At 69.6% G+C, this 23438-nt stretch carries 6 protein-coding genes; 4 read left to right on the plus strand and 2 right to left on the minus strand.

Annotated features, from left to right (window positions below):
- Positions 1-12: 12 nt before the first annotated feature.
- Genes KEG57_RS10080 through KEG57_RS10090 form a run of 3 tightly spaced genes read left to right on the plus strand, consistent with a single transcriptional unit; the run spans position 13 to position 16060 of the window.
- Positions 13-4740: a type I polyketide synthase gene (locus KEG57_RS10080; protein ID WP_272458408.1), complete on the plus strand. Its 4728-nt coding sequence runs from the start codon at positions 13-15 to the stop codon at positions 4738-4740.
- Complete coding sequence (locus KEG57_RS10085; protein WP_272419462.1) at positions 4737-11342, plus strand: type I polyketide synthase; 6606 nt, start codon at positions 4737-4739, stop codon at positions 11340-11342. The genes KEG57_RS10080 and KEG57_RS10085 overlap by 4 nt, the downstream gene beginning before the upstream one ends.
- Positions 11339-16060, plus strand: a complete 4722-nt coding sequence (locus tag KEG57_RS10090; protein WP_272419463.1) for a type I polyketide synthase — start codon at positions 11339-11341, stop codon at positions 16058-16060. The genes KEG57_RS10085 and KEG57_RS10090 overlap by 4 nt, the downstream gene beginning before the upstream one ends.
- Before the next feature lie 13 nt (positions 16061-16073).
- On the opposite strand, the gene KEG57_RS10095 is transcribed toward KEG57_RS10090, so the two are convergent.
- Both KEG57_RS10095 and KEG57_RS10100 read right to left on the minus strand, forming a co-directional pair.
- Positions 16074-21983, minus strand: a complete 5910-nt coding sequence (locus tag KEG57_RS10095) for a type I polyketide synthase (protein ID WP_272419464.1) — start codon at positions 21981-21983, stop codon at positions 16074-16076.
- A gap of 129 nt (positions 21984-22112) precedes the next feature.
- The gene (locus tag KEG57_RS10100) at positions 22113-22532 is read right to left on the minus strand and encodes a hypothetical protein (protein ID WP_272419465.1); all 420 of its coding nucleotides are present in this window, start codon (positions 22530-22532) and stop codon (positions 22113-22115) included.
- Positions 22533-22988: 456 nt separating this feature from the next.
- On the opposite strand from KEG57_RS10100, the gene KEG57_RS10105 reads away from it, so the two are divergent.
- Complete coding sequence (locus KEG57_RS10105; RefSeq protein ID WP_272419466.1) at positions 22989-23426, plus strand: hypothetical protein; 438 nt, start codon at positions 22989-22991, stop codon at positions 23424-23426.
- Positions 23427-23438 lie beyond the last annotated feature (12 nt).

Consider the following 23438-nt stretch of genomic DNA (forward strand, 5'->3'; position numbering starts at 1 on the left):
CCTCCCGCGACCATGACGACGCAGCACGAGGAAGAGGCCCCGCCCGCGTCGGGGCTCTCGTCGATGCAGCGCGCGATCATGACGATCCAGAAGATGCGCGCCAAGATCGAGAACCTCGAGCGCGCGCGCGTCGAGCCCATTGCCATCATCGGCATGGGTTGCCGTTTTCCGGGGGGCGCGAATACACCGGAGGCTTTTTTCCGGTTGCTCGAGGACGGCGTCGACACCATTCGCGAGGTCCCGCCCGAGCGATGGAGCCTGGAGCAGGCGGGGCCCGAGCAGGACGCCGAGGCGCGGGCGCTCCGGTGGGGCTCGTTTCTCGACGACGTCGATCGGTTCGACGCGGCCTTTTTCAACATCTCGCCGCGCGAGGCGGAAAGCCTCGATCCGCAGCAGCGGCTCTTGCTCGAGGTCTCGTGGGAGGCGCTCGAGCGCGCGGGGCAAATGCCCGAGCGGCTCATGGGCAGCCGGACGGGCGTGTACATCGGGATCTGGGCGCTCGATTATCAGCAGCGCGTCCTCGCATTGAGCCCCGATCAGCTCGACGCCTATTGTTTTACCGGGAACGTCATCAGCACGGCGGCGGGTCGCCTCTCGTACGTCTTTGGACTGCAGGGGCCGGCCGTGTCCGTGGAGACGGCGTGCTCCTCATCGCTCACCGCGATTCACCTCGCCTGCCAGAGCCTGCGGAGCGGCGAGACCAACCTCGCGCTGGCGGGCGGCGTCAATTTGATGCTCTCGCCCGCGACGACGAAGCTGCTCAGCAAGACGCAGGCCCTCTCGCCGGACGGGCGATGCAAGAGTTTCGACGCCCGCGCGAATGGGTTTGTCCGGGGCGAGGGGTGCGGCGTCGTGGTGCTGAAGCGCCTTTCGGACGCCGAGCGCGATGGGGATCCGATCATCGCGGTGATCCGCGGCTCGGCCGTGAACCAGGACGGTCGATCGACGGGCCTGACGGCGCCGAACGTGCTCTCGCAGCAGGCCTTGCTGCGGCAGGCGCTCGAGAGCGCGCGCGTCGCGCCGTCCGACGTCGGGTACGTCGAGGCGCACGGGACGGGGACCTCGCTCGGCGATCCGATCGAGGTCGAGGCGCTGAAGGCCGTGCTCGGCGGGCCCCGCGAGAGGGGGTCGAGCTGCGTGCTCGGCGCGGTCAAGACGAACATCGGGCACCTCGAGGCCGCGGCCGGCGTGGCGGGGCTCATGAAGGTGGCGCTCTCGATGCAGAACGATCGCATCCCGGGCAACCTGCATTTCCGCTCGCTGAACCCGCGGATCGATCTCCGCGGGACGTCGCTCGAAATCGCGCAGCATGCAATGCCCTGGAAGGCAGGATTGCGGCCTCGCATCGGCGGCGTCAGCTCCTTCGGCATCAGCGGGACGAACGCCCACGTCGTCCTCGAGGAAGCGCCGCGGAACCTCGAGGAGCAGCTCGCGAAGGATCCGAGCGCGTATCTCTTGCCCCTCTCGGCGAAGACCCCCGAGGCGCTGCTCGACCTCGCCCGATCGTACCAGCGAACGCTCGCGAGCGCCGACGGGCCGCGCCTGCTCGACATCGCGTACACGGCGAGCGCGCGGCGCAGCCATTTCGAGCACCGCCTCGCGGTCGTGGGCGGCAGTAAGGACGAGCTCGCCGGGCTGCTCGGCGGATTCTTGCGCGGGGAGCAACCCAGCGGCGTCGTGCAAGGAAAAGCCACGCCCGCGCGGGCGAAAGTCGTCTTCGTTTTTTCGGGCCAGGGATCGCAATGGCTCGGCATGGGGCGCAAGCTTTACGACGAGGAGTCGGCATTTCGATCGGTCATCGACTCCTGCGACGCGCTCCTCACGGGGCGGCTCGGGTGGAGCATCCTCGACGAGCTTTATGCGATCGAGCCGATGTCGCGCCTCGCGGAGACGCAGGTGGCGCAGCCGATGCTGTTCGCCATTCAGATCGCGCTCGTGGAGCTGCTCCGTTCGTGGGGGATCGCGCCGGACGCGGTGATCGGGCACAGCGTCGGCGAGATCGCGGCGGCGCACATCGCCGGGATCCTCTCCCTCGACGAGGCCATTCGTCTCGTCGCCATTCGTGGTCGTATCATGCAGAAGGCCACCGGCGCCGGAAAGATGGTCTCCGTCGCGGCCTCGCCGGACGCGGCGAGGACGTTCCTCGCGGGGTACGAGGATCGCATCTCGATCGCCGCCGTGAACGACCCGAATTCCATCGTCCTGGCGGGACAAACCCAGGCGATGGACGAGGTCGTGGCGCGGATCGAGCGCGAAGGGATCTCCTGCCGACCCTTGCGGGTCAACTATGCGTTCCACAGCCCGCAGATGGCGCCGTTCGCCGCGGAGCTCGTCGAGCGACTCGTGCGGGTCGACGCGCGGCGGGCGACCCTCGCGATGTACAGCACGGTGCTTTCGGAGTGCGTCGAAGGCAAGGAACTCGATGCGCGATACTGGGGGCGCAACGTGCGCGAGACCGTGAATCTGGCCGGCGCCGTCGGCGCGGCCATTCATGACGGGTATCAGCTCTTCCTGGAGGTCGGGCCCCATCCGGTGCTCGCGAGCAACGTCGACCAGTGCCTCGCCGCCAAGGAGGCGGGCGGGCTCGCCGTATATTCGATGCGGCGAGGCCAGGACGAGCGTCGCGCGCTGCTCGAAGCGATCGGCGGGCTTTACACGCGCGGCTGCTTCCCGGAATGGGCGCGGCTCGTGCCGACCGGGGGGCGGTGCGTGCCGCTGCCGACGTACCCATGGCAGAAAAAGGTGTACTGGATTCCGGAGCCGGGGCATCGCGCTCCGGCCGCCCCGCGTGTGGTGGCGGGTCGGGACGTCACCTACGAGGCGCAATGGCAAAACAAACCCCGGGCCCGCGCGGGGGACGGCAAGCCGCGGCCGCGCGGCGCGGGGGCGTGGCTCGTCTTTTCGGACCAGCTCGGCACCGGCGCCGCCCTCTGTGAGGCTTTTCGCGCGCGTGGCGAGACGTGCGTCCGCGTCGTCGCCGGGGACCGATACGAATCGGTGAGCCCCGATCTCTACCGGATCGATCCGGCCGATCGCAGCCATTACACCGAGGTCCTCGGCGCGGCGCGCCCGAAGGGAATGGAATGGGCAGGGATCGTGCATTTGCAATGCGCCGACGATCCCGCCTGGGGCAAGGAGCAGGAAACGGCGCTCGCGCGATCGACGGGGGCCGAGAGCCTGCTCCATCTCGCGGGCGCGCTCGCCACGCAGGGGCTCCGGACGAACCCTCGCATCTGGCTCGTGACGCGTGGCGCGCAGGCCGTCGGCGCGTGGCAGGAGTATATCGCGCCCGTGCAGGCCGCGGCCTGGGGTTTGTCGCGGACCCTCGTGCTGGAGCACCCCGAGATCGAGATCTTCAACGTGGACCTCGATCCCGGCGCCGCCGTGGGGGACGTCGAGGCGTTGCTCGAGGAGCTCGGCGCCGGCGAGGAGGAGGATCGGGTCGCCCTGCGGAAGGACGGTCGATTCGTCTCGCGCCTCGCCCGCAGCGCCCTGGAGAATGCCCCCGGCCGCGGGGAGAAGGTGCGCGCGGACGCGCGTTATCTCGTGACCGGCGCGTTCGAGGGACTCGGCCTCTTGACCGCGCAATCGCTCGTCGGCTGGGGCGCACGCCACCTCGTCCTCGTCGGGCGCAAGGAGCCCTCGGAGGCGACGAAAACAGCCATTCAGGCCCTGGAGGAGGCCGGCGCCGAGGTCGTGGTGACAGTGGCCGACCTCCGGCAGCGCGCGGGCGTGGACAAGGTCCTCACCCAGATGAAGGAACACGAAGCGCCTCCGCTCCGCGGGGTCTTTCATGCGGCATTGGTGGCCGAGGAGCCCACGCGCGACGCGGATCTCGAGAGCCAAAGGTTCGGCGACGAGCTCTCGTCGGGGCTCGTCGAAGCCCGGCACCTCCTCGAGATCGCGCAGGGCTCGACGCTCGACGCAATGGTCCTTTATTCGTCGGTGTCGGCGATTCTCGGGTACGTCGGCCGCGCGAGTTATGCCGCGACGAGCGCCTTTCTCGATACGCTCGCGGGATGGCTCCGTTCGCGGGGCGTGCCTGCGACCGCGGTCGAGTGGGGGGCGATCACCGGGATCGGGCTCGCCTCCGGGGCGCGGAGCAGCGCCGCCGCCGGGCTCGAAGGGCTCTCGCAGGAGGAGGCGATGGCCGCGCTCTCGGCGCTGGTCGGGCAACACCGCGTGGTGGCCGCGCTCATGCGGCTCGATGTCCGGCAATGGCTCGATATCTTCCCCCAGCTCGCGTCGAGCCCCTTCTGGGCGGATTTGCGTCAGGCTCGCGCGGCGTCGAAGGGCGCCGCCCCGGAGGGCAAGCAATTCCGGCAAACGCTCGAAACCACGCCCGCCGCCAAGCGTCTCGGGCTCCTGGAGACGCACGTCGCGGAGCGCGTGGCGCGCGCGCTGCGCATGGATCCGACCCAGATCGGGCGCGCGGAGCCGTTCCGTTCGCTCGGCGTGGACTCGCTGATGAGCATCGAAGTGCGGAACGTGCTCGAGCGTGACCTCGGCAAGCGATTGCCAGCGACCCTGCTCTTCACGTATCCCCACGTCGCGGCGCTCGCGGAGCATCTGCTCGGCGAGCTCGATCTCCCCGTCGAGCAAGAGCGAATCGTGGAGCCGGCGCCGCCGACCCCGCGGACGGGCGAGCTGCCGGCGAGCCTCGCGGGCGTCGAGGGCGACGAGCTTCTCGCGATGCTCGACGAAGAGCTGGCCAACGCGCGCAAGGGATCGCCTGGATGAGCGGCAACGCACCCGATTATCTTTCGAAGCTCCGGGAAACCCTCGTCGTTTTGAAGACGGTCCGCGCCGAGCGCGACGCGCTCCTGCGCGAGAAGACCGAGCCGATTGCCATCGTCGGCGTGGGCTGTCGATTCCCCGGGGGCGGCCAGGGGCCGGACGCGTTTTTCCGCGTATTGCAGGACGGCGTCGATGCCGTGCAGGAGGTCCCGCCGTCGCGGTGGCCGAAGGACGCGATTCCCGGACAGCGGCCCGACGTACGCTGGGCCGCGCTCTTGCCGGACATTCACGGCTTCGACGCGAGCTTCTTTCGGATCTCGCCGCGCGAGGCGCATAGTCTCGATCCGCAGCAACGTATGTTGCTGGAGGTCACGTGGGAGGCCCTGGAGGACGGCGGTCAAGATGTCGATCGCCTCGTCGGGACGCGCACGGGCGTCTTCGTCGGCATTGCCATCATCGATTACGAGCACCAGCTCGTTTCGTGCGGCATCGACGCCGTGGACGCTTATTCGGCCACGGGCAACATCGGCAGCACCGCGGCGGGCAGGCTCTCCTACGTGTTCGGGTTCCAGGGCCCGGCCGTCACGGTCGATACCGCGTGCTCGTCCTCGCTCGTATCCGTGCACCTCGCGTGTCAAAGCCTGCGCAGCGGTGAGAGTGATCTCGCGGTCGCGGGCGGCGCGAGCGCGATCGTGTCGCCTTTCACCATGCAGATGATGGCGCAGACGAACGCGCTTTCGCCGGATGGCCGGTGCAAGAGCTTCGACGCGCGGGCCAATGGATACGTGCGGGGCGAGGGGTGCGGCCTTTTGATCCTGAAGCGGCTTTCGGACGCGCTCCGCGACGGCGACCGCATTCGAGGCCTGATCCGCGGCTCCGCGGTGAACCAGGACGGCCGCTCCACGGGCCTCACGACGCCGAACGTGCTCTCGCAAAAAGCGGTGCTGCGGCAGGCCCTTGCGAGCGCGCGCGTGCTGCCCGAGCAGATCGGTTACGTCGAGGCGCACGGGACGGGCACGCCGCTCGGCGATCCCATCGAGATGGACGCGCTGAAGGCCGTCCTGGGAAAACCCCGCGAGGATGGCGCGAAATGCGTCGTCGGCGCCGTCAAGACGAACATCGGGCACCTCGAAGGGGCCGCGGGCGTGTCGGGCTTGATCAAGACCATGCTCGCGCTGGAGCACGAGGAGATCCCGCGAAACCTCCATTTTCGCGCGCTGAACCCGCGCATCGAAATCGAGGACACGCCCTTCGTGATTCCCCGGGAGAACAGGCCGTGGCCGCGCGGGGCGACGCCTCGCCTCGCGGGCGTGAGCTCGTTCGGGATCAGCGGGACGAACGCGCACGTCATCCTGGAGGAGGCGCCGCCCCCGGAGGCGAAGCCGCGCGCGAAAGAGGCCTCGAGCTACCTCCTGTCGCTGTCGGCGAGGAGCGCCGAGGCCCTCTCGGCGCTCTCGCGTTCGTATGCGGAATGGTTGTCCGCGACAAACGATATTTCCCTTCCCGACGTCATTTATACCGCGAGCGTGCGCCGGTCGCACCACGAGCACCGGCTCGCGGCCGTTGGTGCGACGCGGGAGGAGCTCGCGGAAGTCCTTTCGTCGTGGGGGCGCGGGGAAGGGCCTGCGCAGGTGGTCGCGGGGAAGGCTTCGGGGCGTCCGAAGGTCGTTTTCGTGTTCCCGGGGCAAGGATCCCAATGGCTCGGGATGGGGCGGCAGCTCCTCGCCGAGGAGCCGGCATTCCGGGCCGCGCTCGAGGCGGCGAGTGAGGCCATCGCGCGCGAGGCGGGTTTTTCGGTGCTCGCCGAGCTCGCGGCCGACGAGGCGCATTCACGGCTCGCCGAGATCGACGTCGTGCAGCCCGTGCTTTTCGCGATCGAGGTGGCGCTCGCGGCGCTCTGGCGGTCCTTTCGAATCCAGCCCGATTGTGTCGTCGGGCATAGCATGGGCGAGGTCGCGGCGGCGCACGTGGCCGGGATGCTCGGCCTCGAGGACGCGGCGAAGGTCATCTGTCGCCGGAGCCGGCTGCTCCGGCGCATTCGTGGCAAGGGCGCGATGGCCCTCGTCGAGCTGACGATGGCGGAGGCGGAGCAGGCCATCGTGGGGCGCGAGGATCGGCTAGGCGTGGCGGTGAGCAATGGTCCGAGGTCCACGGTGCTCTCCGGGGACCCGGCGGCGCTCGAAGAGGTGCTCGCGAGCCTGGAAGCGAGGGGTGTGTTCTGCCGCCGCGTGAAGGTCGACGTCGCCTCGCACAGCCCGCAGGTGGAGCCGCTGCTCGCCGAGCTCGTGGCCACGCTCGGGGACGTCCGCCCCTCGCCCGGCGCGCTCGCGATGCGCTCGACGGTGACTGGGGAGGCGCTCCGCGGCGACGAGCTCGTGGCTTCGTATTGGTCCGACAACCTCCGCCGCCCGGTGCGATTCTCGTCCGTCACGGATGCGCTGTTGAAGGAGGGGCACCACCTTTTCGTGGAGATGAGCCCGCATCCGATTCTGCTGCCGTCGATCGAGGAGAACCTGAAGGAGGCGAAGATCGACGGAGCCGCGATCGCGTCTTTGCGACGGCACGCGGACGAACGCCGGTCGATGCTGGAAGCGCTGGGATCGCTGTACGTGCGCGGCTGCGGCGTGGCGTGGGGAAAGCTTTCCCCCGACGGCGGGAGCATCGTCACACTTCCCGCGTATCCGTGGCAGCGGGAGGATTACTGGCTCGAAGCGAGCACGCGCAAGCCGCGGGCAGCGCGACGCGAGGGGGGCCACCCGCTGCTCGGCGCCGGGCTCGTCCCTGCGGCGCAGCCGGAGCTCCACGTATGGGAGCAATGGGTGAGTGTCGAGGGATTCCCTTACCTCGAGGACCATCGCGTCCAGGGAGAGGTGGTGTTTCCGGGCGCTGGATACGTGGAGCTCGGGCTCGCGGCGGCGGCAGAGGTCTACGGGGAGCGCGCGACGCGCCTCGAAGAAATGTCGTTCGAGCGAATGCTCGCCTTGCCCCGCGGCGGCGAGCGGCTCGTGCAGGTCTCGCTCGTGGAGGAGGGCGGCGGGCGCGCGGCCTTGACGATCGCGAGCCGCGAGGCGGACGCGAAGGAATGGGTGACGCACGCGAGGGGCAAGCTGCGCGTGGCGGCGCCGAAGGCCGCGGCGCGGGCGGGGATCGATTTCGGCGAGGTGGAGGCGCGTTGCCCCGAGGTCGTCGAGTCGCGCGCGCATTACGCGCGTATGGAAGCGCGTGGCCTCTCGTATGGCGCGCATTTCCAGGGCATCGAGCGGCTGCGGCTCGGGGAGGGCGCGGTCCTCGCGCGTGTTCGATTGCCGGACGATCTCGGCGACGACGTATCCGCGTATCATGTGCATCCGGTCCTGATGGACGCCTGTTTCCAGGCGGGAGGCGCGGCGTTGCAATCGTCGCTGGGGGAAGGCACGTTCGTCCCGGTCGAGGTGCGAGGCTTGCGTTTGTCCGGGCGGCCCGGCGGGACGGCGTGGGTCCACGGCCGGGTCGTGAAGACGGAGGGGGGCGCCGATCCCATTCTATCCCTCGCCATCCTCGACGACGCGGGCCATGCCTGGGTCGAGATCGACGATCTCCGGGTGCAGAGGCTTGCGGAGGTCGAAGAGCCCGCCATCGATCCGTTCGCTGATTGTGTCTTCGAGGTCGCGTGGCAATCGAAGCCGCTCGCGGCGGCGGCGTCCACGGGAAACCCGGGGGCGTGGCTCGTGCTCGCCGACGAGCGGGGGCTCGGCGCGGCGCTCGCGGAGCGAATTCGAGCGCGCGGCGGGTCGTGCGTGGAGGTGCGGGCCGGCGACGGATATGCGCGCCTCGGCGAGGGGCGATTCCGGCTGGACGTGACGAATGCGGCGCACTGGGACGAGGTCTTGCGGGGAGCCTTCGGCAAGAACGGTTGTCGTGGCGTGATTCATTGCGGGGCGCTCGACGGCGCGGGCTTCCACGACACCACCGAAGCCACGCTCTCCGCAGACCTCGGGCGCGGCCTCGCGAGCGCGATGCGCCTCGCCCAGGCGCTCTTGCGTCAAGGTTTTCGGGACGTCCCCCGCCTGTACCTCGTGACGCGCGGCGCGCAGGCGGCCGGTACGGGCGCGGGGCCGCTTTCGGTCGCGCAATCGACGTTGTGGGGGTTCGGGCGAGCGATCGCGACCGAGCAGCCCGATCTCGGGTGCGTCCGGATCGACCTCGCGCTGGAAGAACAGCCGGACGAACTCGAACATCTTTGGGGCGAGATTCTCTCCGGAGACGACGAGGATCAGGTCGCGTTGCGGCCCGACGGCAGGTACGTGGCGCGCCTCGTGCGAGGCAGCCTCGGCCATGGGAGCGCGGCGGAGCGCAGGGAGCGGGCGGCGGGTCGTTCCTTCCGGCTGGACATTCGTGAGCCCGGGATGCTCGAAAAGCTCTCGCTCCGCGCCATGACGCGCAGGCCCCCGGGTCCCGGCGAGGTGGAAATCGAGGTCGAGGCGGCGGGGTTGAATTTCCTCGACGTGATGAAGGCGATGGGCATCTACCCTGGAATGGATCCGAGCGCGATCCTGCTCGGCGGGGAATGCGCGGGCACGATCGCCGCAATCGGCGAGGGGGTCACGGGGTTTGCCGTGGGGGATGCGGTCGTCGCGTCGGCGCCCGGGAGCTTCGCGAGCCACGTGGTGACGCGCGTGGAGTTCGTCAAGCCAAAGCCACGGCGCCTCTCCTTCGAGCAGGCTGCGGGCATTCCTGCCGTTTTCATGACGGTCGCGTGGTCGCTCGACCACGTGGCGCGACTCCGGCGCGGCGAGCGCATCTTGATTCACGCGGCGACAGGCGGCATCGGGCTCGCGGCCATCCAGTATGCGCGGGCCGTGGGGGCCGAGGTGTTCGCGACCGCAGGCAGCGAAGAAAAGCGCTCCTACCTCCGCGCGATGGGCATCGAGCACGTCATGGATTCGCGTTCGCTCGCGTTCGCGGACGAGGTGCTGGGACGCACGGGGGGGCGGGGCGTGGACGTGGTGCTGAACTCGCTTTCGGGGGAGGCGCTCGATAGAAGCCTGGAGGTCGTCGCGCCCTACGGGCGGTTCGTCGAGCTCGGCAAAAAGGATATTTATCAAAATACGCGCCTCGGCCTCTTGCCATTTCGCAAGAGCCTGTCGTACACGGCGGTCGATCTCGCCGGGATGGCCGAGGAGAAGCCGGAGATGTACGGCGCTCTGCTCGACGAGGTCATGGCGCGCTTCGAGGACGGCACGTTCCAGCCGGAGCCGGTGCAGGTCTTCGCGGCGAGCGCCGCCGCGGATGCCTTTCGGCTCATGGCAAAGGCAGGGCACATCGGCAAGATCGTGGTGCGCATGGAGGACGACGCCGCAGAGGTCACGGTGTCGGAGGAGCCTGGGCGCGCGCGGATCCGCGCCGACGGGACGTACCTGATCACCGGCGGCCTCGGGGGCCTCGGTTTGTCCCTGGCGACGTCGCTGGTCGAGCAGGGGGCGCGGCACCTCGCGCTCCTCGGGCGAAGCGCCCCGGGCGACGCGGCGCGAGCGGCGATCGGGGCCATGGAGGCATCCGGGGCGCGGGTCCAGGCATTGCGTGGTGACGTCTCCAAGCGGGCCGACGTGGACGCCGTCGTCCAGGAGATCGAGCGTACGATGCCGCCACTCTGCGGGGTCGTGCACGCGGCGGGGCTCCTCGACGATGCGACGCTGCCGAACATGAGCGAAGCGCAGCTCTACCGGCCGATCGAGCCCAAGGTGTTCGGCGGATGGAACCTGCACGCGGCGACGCGGGGGCGCGCGCTCGATTTCTTCGTGGCGTACTCCTCGGTCGCGGGGCTCCTCGGATCGCCGGGACAAACGAATTACGCGGCCGCCAATACGTTTCTCGACGCGCTTTGCCAGGCGCGCGCGGCGGAGGGTTTGCCCGGGCTCAGCATCCAGTGGGGCGCGTTCGCGGACGTCGGGCTCGCGGCGGCGTCGGACCTCCGCGGCAAGCGGGTCGCCTCGCGCGGCGTCGACGGGATGACGGCGGAGGAAGGGAGCCTGCTTTTCGGCCGCGCGCTCGCGCATCCACGGCCCGAGGTCGCGCTCATGCGCTTCGCCCTGCGGCAATGGGTCGAGTTTTACCCGCAGATGGCGGGCGCGCCCTTCCTGCGCGAGCTCGAAGCCGAGAAGAATGCGGCTCCGGGCGCGCCCGACAAGAAGGGGACCTTCCGGGACGTCCTCGAGCGCGCGAGCGCCGCCGAGCGGCTCGGGCTCGTCGAGTCCCACCTGGCCGAGCAGCTCGGCCGGGTGCTCCGGATGGAGCCGGAGCGGATCGACAGGCGCGCGCCATTCACGAATTACGGGATGGATTCCTTGCTGAGCCTGGAGCTACGCAATCGGCTGGAGGTGAGCCTCGCGCTCAAGCTCTCGGCGGCCATTCTCTTCACGTACCCGACGGCGTCGGCGCTCGCGGCGCACCTCGCCGAACGAATGTTCCCCCCAAAGGCCCCCACCGAGGCCGCCGAGGTCGCGCCTCCGGGGCCGGCGGAGGTCGACGACGCCCTGATCGCGCCGGCCGAGGGCGAATCGACCTCGGAGGAGGACGAAGCGAGCCTCGTGGACAAACTCCAAGCGTTCGAGGAGTATCTCGGATGAGCAACGCAGACGAATCTGCGAAACTCCCGCGACCCGCGGCCGGTGAGCCGAGCGCTCTCCAGCGGGCGATCACGGCGCTCGAAAAAATGAAAGCGCGCCTCGACGCGGTCGAGCGCGCGGCGAGCGAGCCCATTGCGATCGTGGGCGCCGGATGCCGTTTTCCCGGCGGCGGAAACGGGCCCGAGGCATTCTGGCGTTTGCTCGAAGAGGGCGTCGACGCCGTCCGCGAGATCCCGCCCGATCGATGGCCGCCGGACGCGATTTCCGGCAATCACCCGGAGGCGCGCTGGGCCGCGCTGCTCGACGACCTCCGCGGCTTCGACGCGGCCTTTTTCGGCATCTCGCCGCGGGAGGCCGAGACGCTGGATCCGCAGCAGCGGATGCTCCTCGAGGTGACGTGGGAGGCCCTGGAGGACGCGGGGCAGCGGCAGGATCTGCTCGCGGGCGGCAAGGTCGGCGTCTTCGTGGGGCTTTGCGGCAACGATTACCAGCAGATCGTGGGGGACGCGCTGCTTGGCCGTTACGACGCCTATTGCGCCACGGGGAACCTGTTCAGCACCGCGGCCGGACGCATTTCGTTCGCGTTCGGCTTTCAGGGGCCGGCCCTTTCGATCGATACGGCTTGCTCGTCGTCTCTCGTGGCCGTGGCGCAGGCATGCCAGAGCTTGCGGGAGCGTGACAGCGATCTCGTCGTGGCGGGCGGCGTGAACGCCATTCTCTCCCCGCGGATCATGGCCATGGCCGTGGAGACGCGGGCGCTCTCGTCGGACGGGCGGTGCAAGACGTTCGACGCGCGCGCGAATGGCTTCGTGCGCGGCGAAGGGTGCGGCGTGGTGGTGCTGAAGCGCCTCTCCGATGCCTTGCGCGACGGCGATCGTATTCGAGGGCTGCTTCGCGGCTTCTGCGTGAACCAGGACGGGCGTTCGACGGGCCTCACGACCCCGAACGTGCTCGCCCAGCAGGCCATGCTGCGGCAAGCGATTGCGCGGGCCCGGGTCTCGCCGTCGGACATCGGGTACGTCGAAATGCACGGGACCGGGACGTCGCTCGGCGACCCCATCGAGGCCGAGGCGCTGCGGGAGGTGCTCGGGGCGCCGCGGTCGGACGGATCGACGTGCGTGCTCGGGGCGGTCAAGACGAACATCGGGCACCTGGAGGGCGCGGCGGGCATGGCGGGCCTGCTCAAGGTTTTGCTCTCGCTCGAGCACGGCAGGATCCCGAAGAACCTTCATTTCCGCCGATTGAACCCGCGCATCGTGCTGGACGGGACGCCGTTCGTCGTCCCGACGGAGGCCGTACCGTGGCCGCGCCGGGACAAACCCCGCTTCGCCGGCGTGAGCTCGTTCGGCATCAGTGGGACGAATGCGCACGTGATCGTGGAGGAGGCGCCGGTCGAGAAGGCGAATGCGGCGCGGGCGGCCTCGAGCCATCTGCTACCGCTCTCGGCGAAGAGCGCTCCCGCATTGCGGGCGCTCTGTCGTTCGTATGCGGAATGGCTCTCGGCGGCGAACGACGTTCCGCTCCATGACCTTTCGTACACGGCGAGCGTGCGTCGGGTGCACCACGAGCATCGGCTCTCGGCGGCATTCGGGACGAGGGAGGAGCTCGCCACGCTCCTTTCGTCGTACGGGAAAGGCGAGCAGGCCTCGGGGGCGCTGCACGCGCACGGGCCCGTGAAGGATCGGCTGAAGGTCGTGTTCGTGTTTCCCGGTCAGGGTTCGCAATGGCTGGGGATGGGGCGGCGATTGCTGGTCGAAGAGCCGGCGTTCCGCGCGGCGATCGAGGCCTGCAACGAGGCCATCGAGCGGGAGGCCGGCTTCTCCGTCCTCGCGGAGCTCGGCGCGGACGAGGTCGCTTCGAGGCTCGCCGAGATCGATGTGGTGCAGCCCGTGCTCTTCGCGATCGAGGTCGCGCTCGCGGCATTGTGGCGATCCTGGGGCGTGGAACCCGATTGCGTGGTCGGCCATAGCATGGGCGAGGTGGCCGCGGCGCACGTGGCGGGGATGCTCGGCCTCGAGGACGCGGTCCGGGTGATATGCCGTCGCAGCCGGCTGCTCCGGAGGATCAGCGGCAAGGGCGCGATGGCGCTCGTCGAGCTGCCGATGACGGAGGCCGCGCGTGCCCTCGCGGGATACGAGGATCGCCTGGACGTGGCGGTCAGCAATGGCCCGCGCGCGACGGTGCTCTCGGGGGATCCGGGGGCCCTCGAGGAGGTGCTCGCCGCGCTCGAAAAGCAGGGCGTGTTCTGCCGGCGCGTCAAGGTGGACGTGGCGTCCCACAGCCCGCAGGTGGATCCGCTGCGCGACGAGCTCCTCGCGGCGCTGCGTGACGTGCGTCCGTCGCCCGGCAAGGTGGCGATGCGCTCGACGGTGACGGGGAGGGCGCTCCGCGGCGACGAGCTCGTCGCATCGTATTGGGCGGACAACCTGCGGCAACCGGTGCGGTTTTCGCAGGTGACGCAGGAGCTCTTGAAGGAAGGACATGGGCTCTTCGTGGAGGTGAGCCCTCACCCGATTCTGCTTCCGTCGGTCGAGGAGAACCTGAAGGAGGCGAAGAGCGCAGGCGTGGCGATCCCGTCGATGCGGCGGCAGGCGGACGAGCGTCGTTCGATGCTGGACGCGCTCGGCGCGCTTTATACGCACGGATACGAGGTGGCCTGGGACAAACTCTACCCCGAGGGCGGCCGCGTCGTCTCCTTGCCCGCATACCCCTGGCAGCGGGAGCGGTACTGGGTGGAAGGCGTGACGTACGCCCGGCCCACGGTCGAGGCCACGAAGGAGCCGCTGGACGAGCAGGTTTACGAGGTGCAATGGAAGCTCGCGCCACGCGCGGGATCCGCCGGGAGGCCGAGGTCCGCCGGGGGCGCGTGGCTGGTGTTCGGCGATCGCGGCGGCGTCGGCGCCGAGCTCGCGGCGCGGCTGCGTGCGCGAGGAGATGGCTGCGTGTTCGTCGAGGCAGGAAGCGAATACGCGCGTACGGCCGACGACGCATACCGACTCTGCCCATTTCACCGCGACGCGTACGGCCGGTTGCTGGAGGATGCCTTCGGCCCAGGGGAGCCATGCCGCGGCGTGATTCACCTGTGGAGCCTGGACACGACGCCGTGGGACGAGACCACCGCGGAGACGGTCACGACCGATCAGCGAATCAGCTCGATCTCGGCGCTGTACCTGTCGCAGGCCTTGCTGCGGAAGAACTTTCGCGAGCGGCCGCGGCTCCACCTCGTCACGCGCGGCGCGCAGGCGGCCGGGAATGCGCGCGCGCACGTCTCGCCCGCGCAGGCGCCGCTCTGGGGGCTCGGGCGCACGCTTTCGCTGGAGCTGCCGGAGCTCGAATGCGTGCGGATCGACCTGGATCCCGTGGACACGTCGGCCGGCGCGCCGGCGCTCCTCGCAGAGATCGATGCGACGGACGGCGAGGACCAGGTCGCGCTGCGGAAGGACGGTCGGTACGTGGCGCGGTTCGTGCGAAGTCGCTTCGACGCGGCGCCTGCGCGCGCTTTCCAGATCCGGCCGGACGCGACGTACCTGGTCACGGGCGGCCTCGGCGGGCTCGGTCTCGCGGTCGCGGCGTGGGTCGTGGAGCAGGGCGCGCGTCACGTCGTGCTGGTCGGGCGCCGGGCCCCGACGGGCGCCGCGCAGGAGCAAATCGCGTCGATGCAAGCCGCGGGCGCGAAGGTGCTCGTGCTCTCCGGCGACGTCGCGCGCATGGACCACGTCGACGCGATCTGGGCCGAGCTCGACCAGAAGATGCCGCCGCTCGCGGGGATCTTCCATGCAGCCGGCGTCGTCGGCGAGCTGATCCCGACAATGCACGCGGAGGAGAAGGCGTTTCAGGAGGTCCTCGCGCCGAAGGTCGCCGGCACCTGGAACCTCCACGCGAAGACGAAAGACCGGCCGCTCGACTTCTTCGTCGCGTATTCGTCGATCTCGGCCGTGCTCGGGCTCTCGCTCGCGGCTGCGTACGCGGCCGCCAATGCGTTCCTCGATGCCATGGCCCAGCGCGTGTTCGGCGCTGGGACGGCCATGATCAGCATTCAATGGGGCACGATCGGGGACGTGGGCATGGCCGCGCGGCACGCGGCGCTCGGCGGAGCCGCGAACCCCTTCTCGCGCGAAATCGCGCCCCGGGTCGCACACGCGGCGCTGTCGAGGCTGCTCGCGCGGCCGCGCCCCTGCGTCGCCATGGTGGATTTCTCGGTCGATCGATTCCTTCAATATTTCCGCGAGCAGGAAAAACTCGCGTTCTGGTCCGAGCTCACCTCACGACGAGCGGGCGGGGCCTCGGCGCAGGTCTCGAGCATCCGAGAGACGCTCGAAGCCGCGCCCCTCATGGAACGGGGGCGGCTCCTGGAGGAGTATGTCATTGGCCAGGTCGGCAAGGTGCTCCGCCTGGACAGCGCGCGGATCGACCCGAGCGCGACGTTCTCCAGCCTCGGGATGGATTCGCTCATGGGCGTCGAGCTGCGCAATCGATTGGAGCCGGAGCTCGACCTGAAGCTCTCGGCGACCTTGATCTTCTCGTATTCGTCGCCCGCCGCGCTCGCCGAATACCTGCTCGAGCGGATCTCGGGCCCCGGGGACGATGCCCCGCGAAACGAGCCGTCCCCCGAGCCCCACCCCGAAGCCGAGCCCGTCGCCGCGGCCCTCTTCGCCGAGGACGATGTGGAGGCGCGCCTGGCGGCGAAGCTCGCGTCCCTCGACAAACTCCTCGATTGAGGGGAGCGCCCGCTCAGCGCCCGTCGAGCTCGTCGAGCACCTGCCGCAGCGCCCGCGCGGTCTCCGTGACACACGGCGCGAGGAACATCGTGTAATGGTCGCCCGGGACATCCAGGACGCGCACCGTCTGCGTGCAGACGGTCTGCCAGCCGAGCGACGGGTCGTCGGGCGAGACGCCCGTGCGCGCCTGCGATCGGGCGCTCTCCTGCGCCCGGAGCAACGTGACCGGGCCGTCGTACGGCGAGGGCACATAGGCTGCGACAGAGCTCAGATGGGCCCGGAAGATACGTAGCTGCCGCTCCGACTCCCCGACGGTCGACGGCAGCATCAATCGAATGCCCACGGCGGCCGCGACCATCGTGAGCAGCTCCTCGTGGGTCGACGCGGCGAGGGTTTCCGTATCGGCGGGCAAGTCGAAAATATCCGCGAGGTCAACGATCGAGGAGCGCACGGCCCTACGGTGGCTCGGCTCGGGCATGTCCCCGAGCACGAGCGCCTCGACACGCTCGCCGGCGCGGCGCAGGACCTGCGCCATCTCGAACGCGGCCAGCGAGCCGAACGAATACCCGCCGAGCCGGTAAGGGCCACGCGGTTGCACCTTGCGTAGCTCTTCGAGATACCGAGCGGCGATGACCTCGATCCGATCGCAGGGAGGCTCGGCCGTATCGACGCCGGGCGCGTTGAAGCCATAAAAGGGCTGATCGGGCCCGAGCTCTTTGGCAAGCGATTGAAAGACGAGCGCCGATCCCGTCGAGGGGGGCGCCATGAAAAACGGGGTCCTCGTGCCTTCGCGGACGAACTCGACGAGCAGGCCGCCCCGGCTCAGCGGCCCCGTCGCGGCCCCGTCGTCGCCAGTGCGCAGGTTGCCGAGGATTCGCTGCGACAAACCTTCGATGGTCGTGCGCGTGAGGAGTGCGCTCGTCGGCAGGTGCACGCCGAAGGCCGCGCCGAGGCTCGTGAGGAGCTGGACGCCCATGATCGAATCCATGCCGAGCGTCAGCAAATCCCGGTCGGCCGGCGGCGTGTCGGTGGGGTTCAGGTCGAGCACGCGCGCGACCTCGCCACGGACGACGTTTTCGACGAGCCACCGCGCTTTGTCGAGCTCCGCGGCCGCGACCCGCCTTCGCAGCGTGGCCGTGCCGGTTCGCGCGCCGCGCGCCTCGCCGAGGACCTCGAAGAGGGGACGGTCCGTTCGCGCGTGGTGGGATTGCTCGAAGAGGTCCCAGTCGGCCCACGCGACGAGGGTCGACGTGGGGGACCCGGATGCGAGGAGCTCGGCCGCCTGCAAGGCGAGCGGCGGCGGCATTCCCTGGAGGCCGGCGGCGAGGAGCGCGTCCTCGTATTCCATATGGCCGGCGCGATGTTCCTCGGAAAACGAGAGATGAACGACCGTCGCGGGCAGACCCGCGCGGGCGCGGAGCCGCGCGAGGCCGCTCGCGTATTCGGCGCCCACAGCGTCCGCGCCGAGGCCCTCCCAGCCGAGCGCGGCCGGCGCAGAGGAGAAGACGATGAAGAAATCGAGAGGGAGCGTCGCCGTGGCCGCGTGGAGCGAAAAAAGAGCGAGCAACGTTTGTCGCTGCGCGGCGCGGAGCGCGTCGAGGGAATCGCGGCTCGTCAGGCGATGCAGGCCGCCTTCACGGGCATGCGCGGCGTGGACGACGCCGCCGAGCTTCGATGTCGCGAGCGACAGGGCTTCGCGCACCACGTCCGCGCGGGTGAGGTCTGCCTGGGCGAGGAGGATCTTGGCCCCACGAGCTTCCAGCGCGCGTACGGCCGCGTCTCGCTCGGTCGTATCGCTCGGCGTGGCGGCCGTGACGAGGAGCAAGGAGCGCGCGCCCCGCGTGACGAGCCAATGCGCAGCCTCGATGCCGAGTTTCGATTCCGCGCCCGTCAAGAGATAGGTTCGGTCGGGACGAACCTCGATCGGCTCTTGCACGGGCGTGGCGGCGCGCGTGAGCCGTGCCACGTAGCGTTTGTCGCCGCGGAGCGCGAGGTGGTCCTCGGATCCCGCGACGGCGAGGATCTGCGCGAGCCGCGCTCCCTCTTCGGTGTTCGGCGCGGGATCGAGGTCGATCATGCCGCCCCACATATCCGGACGTTCGAGCGAAAGGACGCGGCCGAGGCCCCAGGGGCCGGCCTGCGCGAAATTCCCCGCCGCCACGCCGCCGGCCGCCTGCGCGCCCCGCGTGACGATCCAGAGGCGAGGTACCTGGACCTGCGCCGCGAGGAGCTCCACGACGGAAAGGAGCGCGAACGAGCCTTTTTGCAAGGCCTGTTCGAGCGTCTCGTCGGAGAGCGAATCGTCCGGGGCCGCGTCGAGCGCGCCGAGGTACACGACGCCGAAGAACGGCCCGGAGATCCCGAGGACGAGGGCGAGGTCGTCGACGCGCTGCTGGACGCCGGCCGCGGGCAGCGTCACCACGATGTCCCCGGCCGCGTCGAGCTTTGCGGCGAGGGAGGCGCCCACGCCCCCGGCATCGGCGATCACGACCCACCGCCGCTGCGCCGCGGCGGGCGCCATCGGGGGAGGCATTTCGCGCCAAACCATTTCGACGAAAGCTCCCTCGAGCGGCTCCTTGCCCGCGGCGCGGAGCGCGGCGGCAGGGTCCTCCGCGCGGACGTCGATGCGCCGCGCGACGCCGGAGAGCTCCCTGCTCTCGCCCACGAGCTCCATGCTCATGCGCGCGGTGAAGCCGTCGTTCGAGATCCAGTTGAGCCGCAGCCACGCGCGGCCTTCGAGCGACGTGGGCCGCACGTTGACGCCCTCGACAGCCTCGATCATCCACGCGCGGCCATGCGCCGCGGGGTGCGTGATCGACGCGATCGCGGTCGCGGCGCGGAGGACCGCCGCGGCAATGCTGCCGCTTTCGAGCGTCACGCGGGCCAGGGTCTCGACGTCGCGGCGCCAGAGCTGGTCGACGCGGAAGGCCTGCGTGTCGACGCCGAACGCCTCGAACCGCCGCTCCCAGAGCGCCGTGGGCACGCCCTGTCGCCGGCCGGGGCGCATGCTCGGCGGGGCGCTTTCCTCCTCCGCCTCGTACGTGGGCGCGATCTTGCCGTGGGCGATCCGCCTCCAGGGGCTCGCGTCGCGCTCCCGGCAGAAGATGCCCACGGAGGCCTTGCCGGGCCCCTCGGGGGTGGCGATGACCTGGAGCATGCCGGGCTCGTGCTCGTGGAGCACGGGCGGGTCGCCGAGCGAGAGATCGACCTCCCACGCCGCGTTCCCGAAGAGCTCCCTCGCGGCGGCGCACGCCACCTCGACGAGCCCGCCGGAGGAGAGGCGCACGGTCCCGGCGACGCGCTGGACGCCGATGCTGCGGCGGCTCGCATCGTCGAGGACGACCTGCCACGTGCGTGTCTCCGGGCGGTCCGCGCGGGGCTCGAGCGCGTGGCCGAGGAGGGGATGGCCGTCCGTCGCCGGGCGCTGCGGAGCGGACCGTGCGGCCTCGCCAAACCAGTATTTTTGTCGCTGGAATGGATAGGTCGGCAGGGCGATGCGCCGATAGGGGTGCGGCGCATCCATGCCGGTGAAGCGTATTTCCACACCGCGCACATACAGGGCGGCGAGGGTTTCGTGGAGGACACGAATGGGGGGACGCGAGGGCCGCAGCGATGGAAAAACGGGCGAGGAGGGCGGGGCGGCGGTCCGCGTCGCGAGCACGGGCGCCGGGCCGATTTCGAGGAGCGCGGTATATCCCTGCGCCGCGAGGTCGTTTGTCGCGGAGCCCACGGACATCCCTTCGCGAACCTGACGCTCCCAGTAGGTCGTCGTGCCGAGTGAGCTCGCCGAGAACGCGCCGCCGAGGCTCGGAAGGAAATTCCGTTTCGGAGCGCCGAGCTTCACGCTCGCGAGCGCTTGCGCGACGGACGCGACGTCCCGGCCTTCGCTTTCGAGGAGACGCGCCCGTGCCGCGGCGAGGCGGACCGCGTCGGGGAGATCGAGCATACCGGCGGCCCAGGCGGCCACGCATTCGCCGGTGCCCTGGCCGATCACCGCCGCGGGCTCGATCCCCCACGAGCCCCAGAGCTCGACGAGCGCGTATTGCAGGGCGAAGAGTGCGAGCTCGGCGTCGACAGCGTCGAGAGGGGCTCGCGCCGCCCCCTCGTCGTGCAGGATCGGCAGGACATGGCGCCCGAGGTGCGCCTGGACGGCCTCATCGGCGCGCTCCGCCGCGGCTCGGAGCGCTGGGGGCGCCGCGGCGAGGCTGCCGAGCGCGCCGGCCGCTTGCGCCGCGGTCCCGTCGAGCACGAAGGCCACGCGTTTGCGCGCCGGGCCGCCTTCCACGCGCCCGCTGACATAGGCGCTCGGAGCGCCGTCCATGAAATCCGCGAGCTGCCCCGTCACCTCCGCGACCGTGCCGACGACGGCCGCGAAGCGATGCTCGAAATGCGCCCGCCCGGCGCCGAGTGTATGACAAATGTCGCCGAGGGATTGATCCGGGTGCGAACTGACGTGATGGAGCATTTGTTTCGCTCGATCGCGCAGTGCCTCGGGAGTCTTCGCGGAGAGGACGAAGAGGTGCAGCGGCCGCTCGGGTTTGTCCTGGGCGAGCTGGGCCCGGGGCGGCTCCTCGAGGACGGCGTGGGCATTGGCGCCGCTCAGTCCCGTCGAGCTGACGCCGGCGATCCGGGGCGTCGCGCCGCGCCTCCACCGGAGCTCCGAGGTCGGAAAGACGAACGGCGTGCCGTCGATCGACGCGTTCGGATTCAGGCTCTCGAAGTGCAGGTTCACCGGGATGGTCTCGTGGTTCAGCACGAGGACCGTTTTGATGAGCGAGGCCATCCCCGACGCGGCCTCGGCGTGCCCGATGCGGGTCTTGATCGAGCCGAGCACGCATTTCGAGCCATCGGGGCGCGGGGGGCCGAGTGCCTCGCGGAGGGCCTCGAGCTCGACCGGGTCCCCGAGCGGAGAGCCATTGCTATGGACCTCGACGTATCCGACCCGCTCGGGTCCGATCCGCGCGTCCTCGAGCGCCGCGCGGACGCAAGCGGCCTGCGCCTTCGCGTTTGGCGCGGTCAGGCTCGTCGAGCGGCCGCTCTGGTTCATCGCCGAGCCCCGGACGAGCGCCCAGATTCGATTCTCGCGGCGCTGCGCGTCGGAGAGGCGCTCGAGCACGACGACGCCCACGCCCTCGGCCCGGACATACCCATTGGCGCGCGCGTCGAACGTGCGGCATCGCCCGTCGGGAGACAGGATCTGGAGCGCCGAGAGGAGATTCGACGTATGGGGCGAGAGAAGCAGGTTCACCCCGCCGACGATGGCCAGGTCGCATTCACCCCGGCGCAGGCTTTGGCAGGCCAGGTGCAGGCAAACGAGCGAGGAGGCGCAGGCCGCGTCGATGACCGTGGTGGGGCCGCGGAGACCGAGATGATGGGCAATGCGACCTGCCACGAACGAAGTGCTGATGCCCGTCGGGACATAGGCCCTCGGCTCGGGCGCATTCGCGGCGAGCAGGTCCGCGTAATCGTGCGTGCTCGTGCCCACGAAGACGCCCGTCTTGCTGCCGAGGAGGCGATCCGGGGGGATCGCCGCGTCTTCGAGGGCCTCCCAGGTCACTTCGAGCAGGAGGCGCTGCTGTGGATCCATGTCCGCGGCCTCGTTCCGGCCAATGCCGAAGAAGGGCGCGTCGAACTGGTCCACGTGGTCGAGGAGGCCGGCCCACCGGGCTGCGGCCTCGGGGGTCGTCGTCGTGGGGGCCCACCGCTCCGGCGGGACTTCCGTGACGGCGTCGATGCCGGCGCGGAGCATCTGCCACAACGTCGAGGGGCCCCTGACGCCGCCCGGGAGACGGCATCCGAGCCCGATGATCGCGAGTGGTTCGGTCTTGGCGCGCTCGGCGGCGAGGAGCTTCGCCTCCATCTTTTCGAGCGCGAGCAGGGCCCGCTCGAGCGTGGAGCCGCCGGAGGGCTGCCGGGAGGTCACGACGCCTCGCGGCCTTGCGTCGATCGTGAAGGAACGAAAGGCTCAACCATCAGCGACGAAGGCTCCGTCGACGCAGAGGCAAGGCCGGCTTGGAAGACGTGCGAACGAGGTTCGGGGGGAGGTGGCGGCTCAGACCTTCGCGCCCTGCTCGAGACCGATCCGCACGGTGTCCATACACATTCTGCAGTACCAGTTCCGGAAGAACGTAGCGGCCTGGTTGCGGTGCTTTTCGCTCATCGCCGGAATGAGGACCGATTGAAGCTGTATCGCATTGATCACGATTTGACCTGCGATGGCGGAGAGCGGCTGGCCGCCTGCGACGAGCCCGGGGACGACGGAGTTCATGTACGTATCCCGGAGCTCCGAGCTCTCCCCGCCGAGGTCCTCGGCCATCATCGCGCGAGCCCCGTCGAAGATCTGCATGAGGTCTTCCCGCGTATACTTCACGGGGAGGTACGGGTTGTTCGACGTTGCATCGAGCATCGTGTCGGCGATGACGTCACGGTTCCGCGTCCACACTTCGAGGAGCTCAGTTGCCCACGCTTCCATAGAGCCCTGGTACCACGGCACCTGTCCGTCCACAAGGGGCTAGCGGGGCGTGGTCCGGGCGCGTTCACGTGGAACCGAGGCGGAACCATGCGCTTCCGAAGCGCGCCGAGGCACCCGCGTTGTTCAGTAACAAAACGCACAGACGTGTGCGTTGTTCAGCGGCCTTCCCACACGAGCATGCCGGGCGCTCGGATTATCGCGTCCCGTCATGTATGCGGGATTCTGGCGCGAAAAATTCCTCTTGACAGGTGCGTCGAGTCGTTGGGTGGGTTTGGACGGTCCGTACACGCGAGCGCTTCGCGAGGCCCCTCGACAAACCCCTTTTTCTGCCTTTTTACGCCCTGCAGCACGCTTGTCGGGAGGAGTGTGAGGTGGATCTTGGGGAGGCATGCTCGACGCCCGGATGGTCCCAGTGAACGGTATTCTCAGGACGTACGTTGGTGGTAGCATGGGTCGATGCTCACCGAAGGCGACCGTCTGCAGCTCGCTCAATTCGTTCAAGGGAACGTCGAGAAGTACACGGACGCGCTCGCCCGCGCCGTCGAGCTCACGCAGGCGAAGGATTATCAGCGCCAGGATCTTCACCAGATCATCGCGGGGTACGTCGCGATCATGTCCGAGGCCCTCGTCGAGGATAGCAACGAAAAGCGGACATTCTACCTGGAGACGGTCATCCCTGGTCTCGTGACGAATGGGGAGACATTGCCCAAGCTCCTTTACGGCGCGGCGAGCGTCAGCCTGATCATCTCCATGGATGTGATGCACGCATTCCCCAGCGCCTCGCCGAGGAATCTCTCCGACTGGGTCGCCGATTATTTTGCATCGTTCCTCCGAGACATGATGGCCTCCGCGATCGCCACGGTGATGCACCCCCCGTCGTATTCGTCCCGCTAGAAACATCGCTGC

The organism is Polyangium jinanense (assembly GCF_028435365.1).

Excerpts from the sequence above, each read along its gene's own strand:
- KEG57_RS10100 (WP_272419465.1), bottom strand. The coding sequence starts at position 22,532 with ATGGAAGCGTGGGCAACTGAGCTCCTCGAAGTGTGGACGCGGAACCGT.
- KEG57_RS10090 (WP_272419463.1), top strand. The coding sequence starts at position 11,339 with ATGAGCAACGCAGACGAATCTGCGAAACTCCCGCGACCCGCGGCCGGT.
- KEG57_RS10105 (WP_272419466.1), top strand. The coding sequence starts at position 22,989 with ATGCTCACCGAAGGCGACCGTCTGCAGCTCGCTCAATTCGTTCAAGGG.
- KEG57_RS10085 (WP_272419462.1), top strand. The coding sequence starts at position 4,737 with ATGAGCGGCAACGCACCCGATTATCTTTCGAAGCTCCGGGAAACCCTC.
- KEG57_RS10080 (WP_272458408.1), top strand. The coding sequence starts at position 13 with ATGACGACGCAGCACGAGGAAGAGGCCCCGCCCGCGTCGGGGCTCTCG.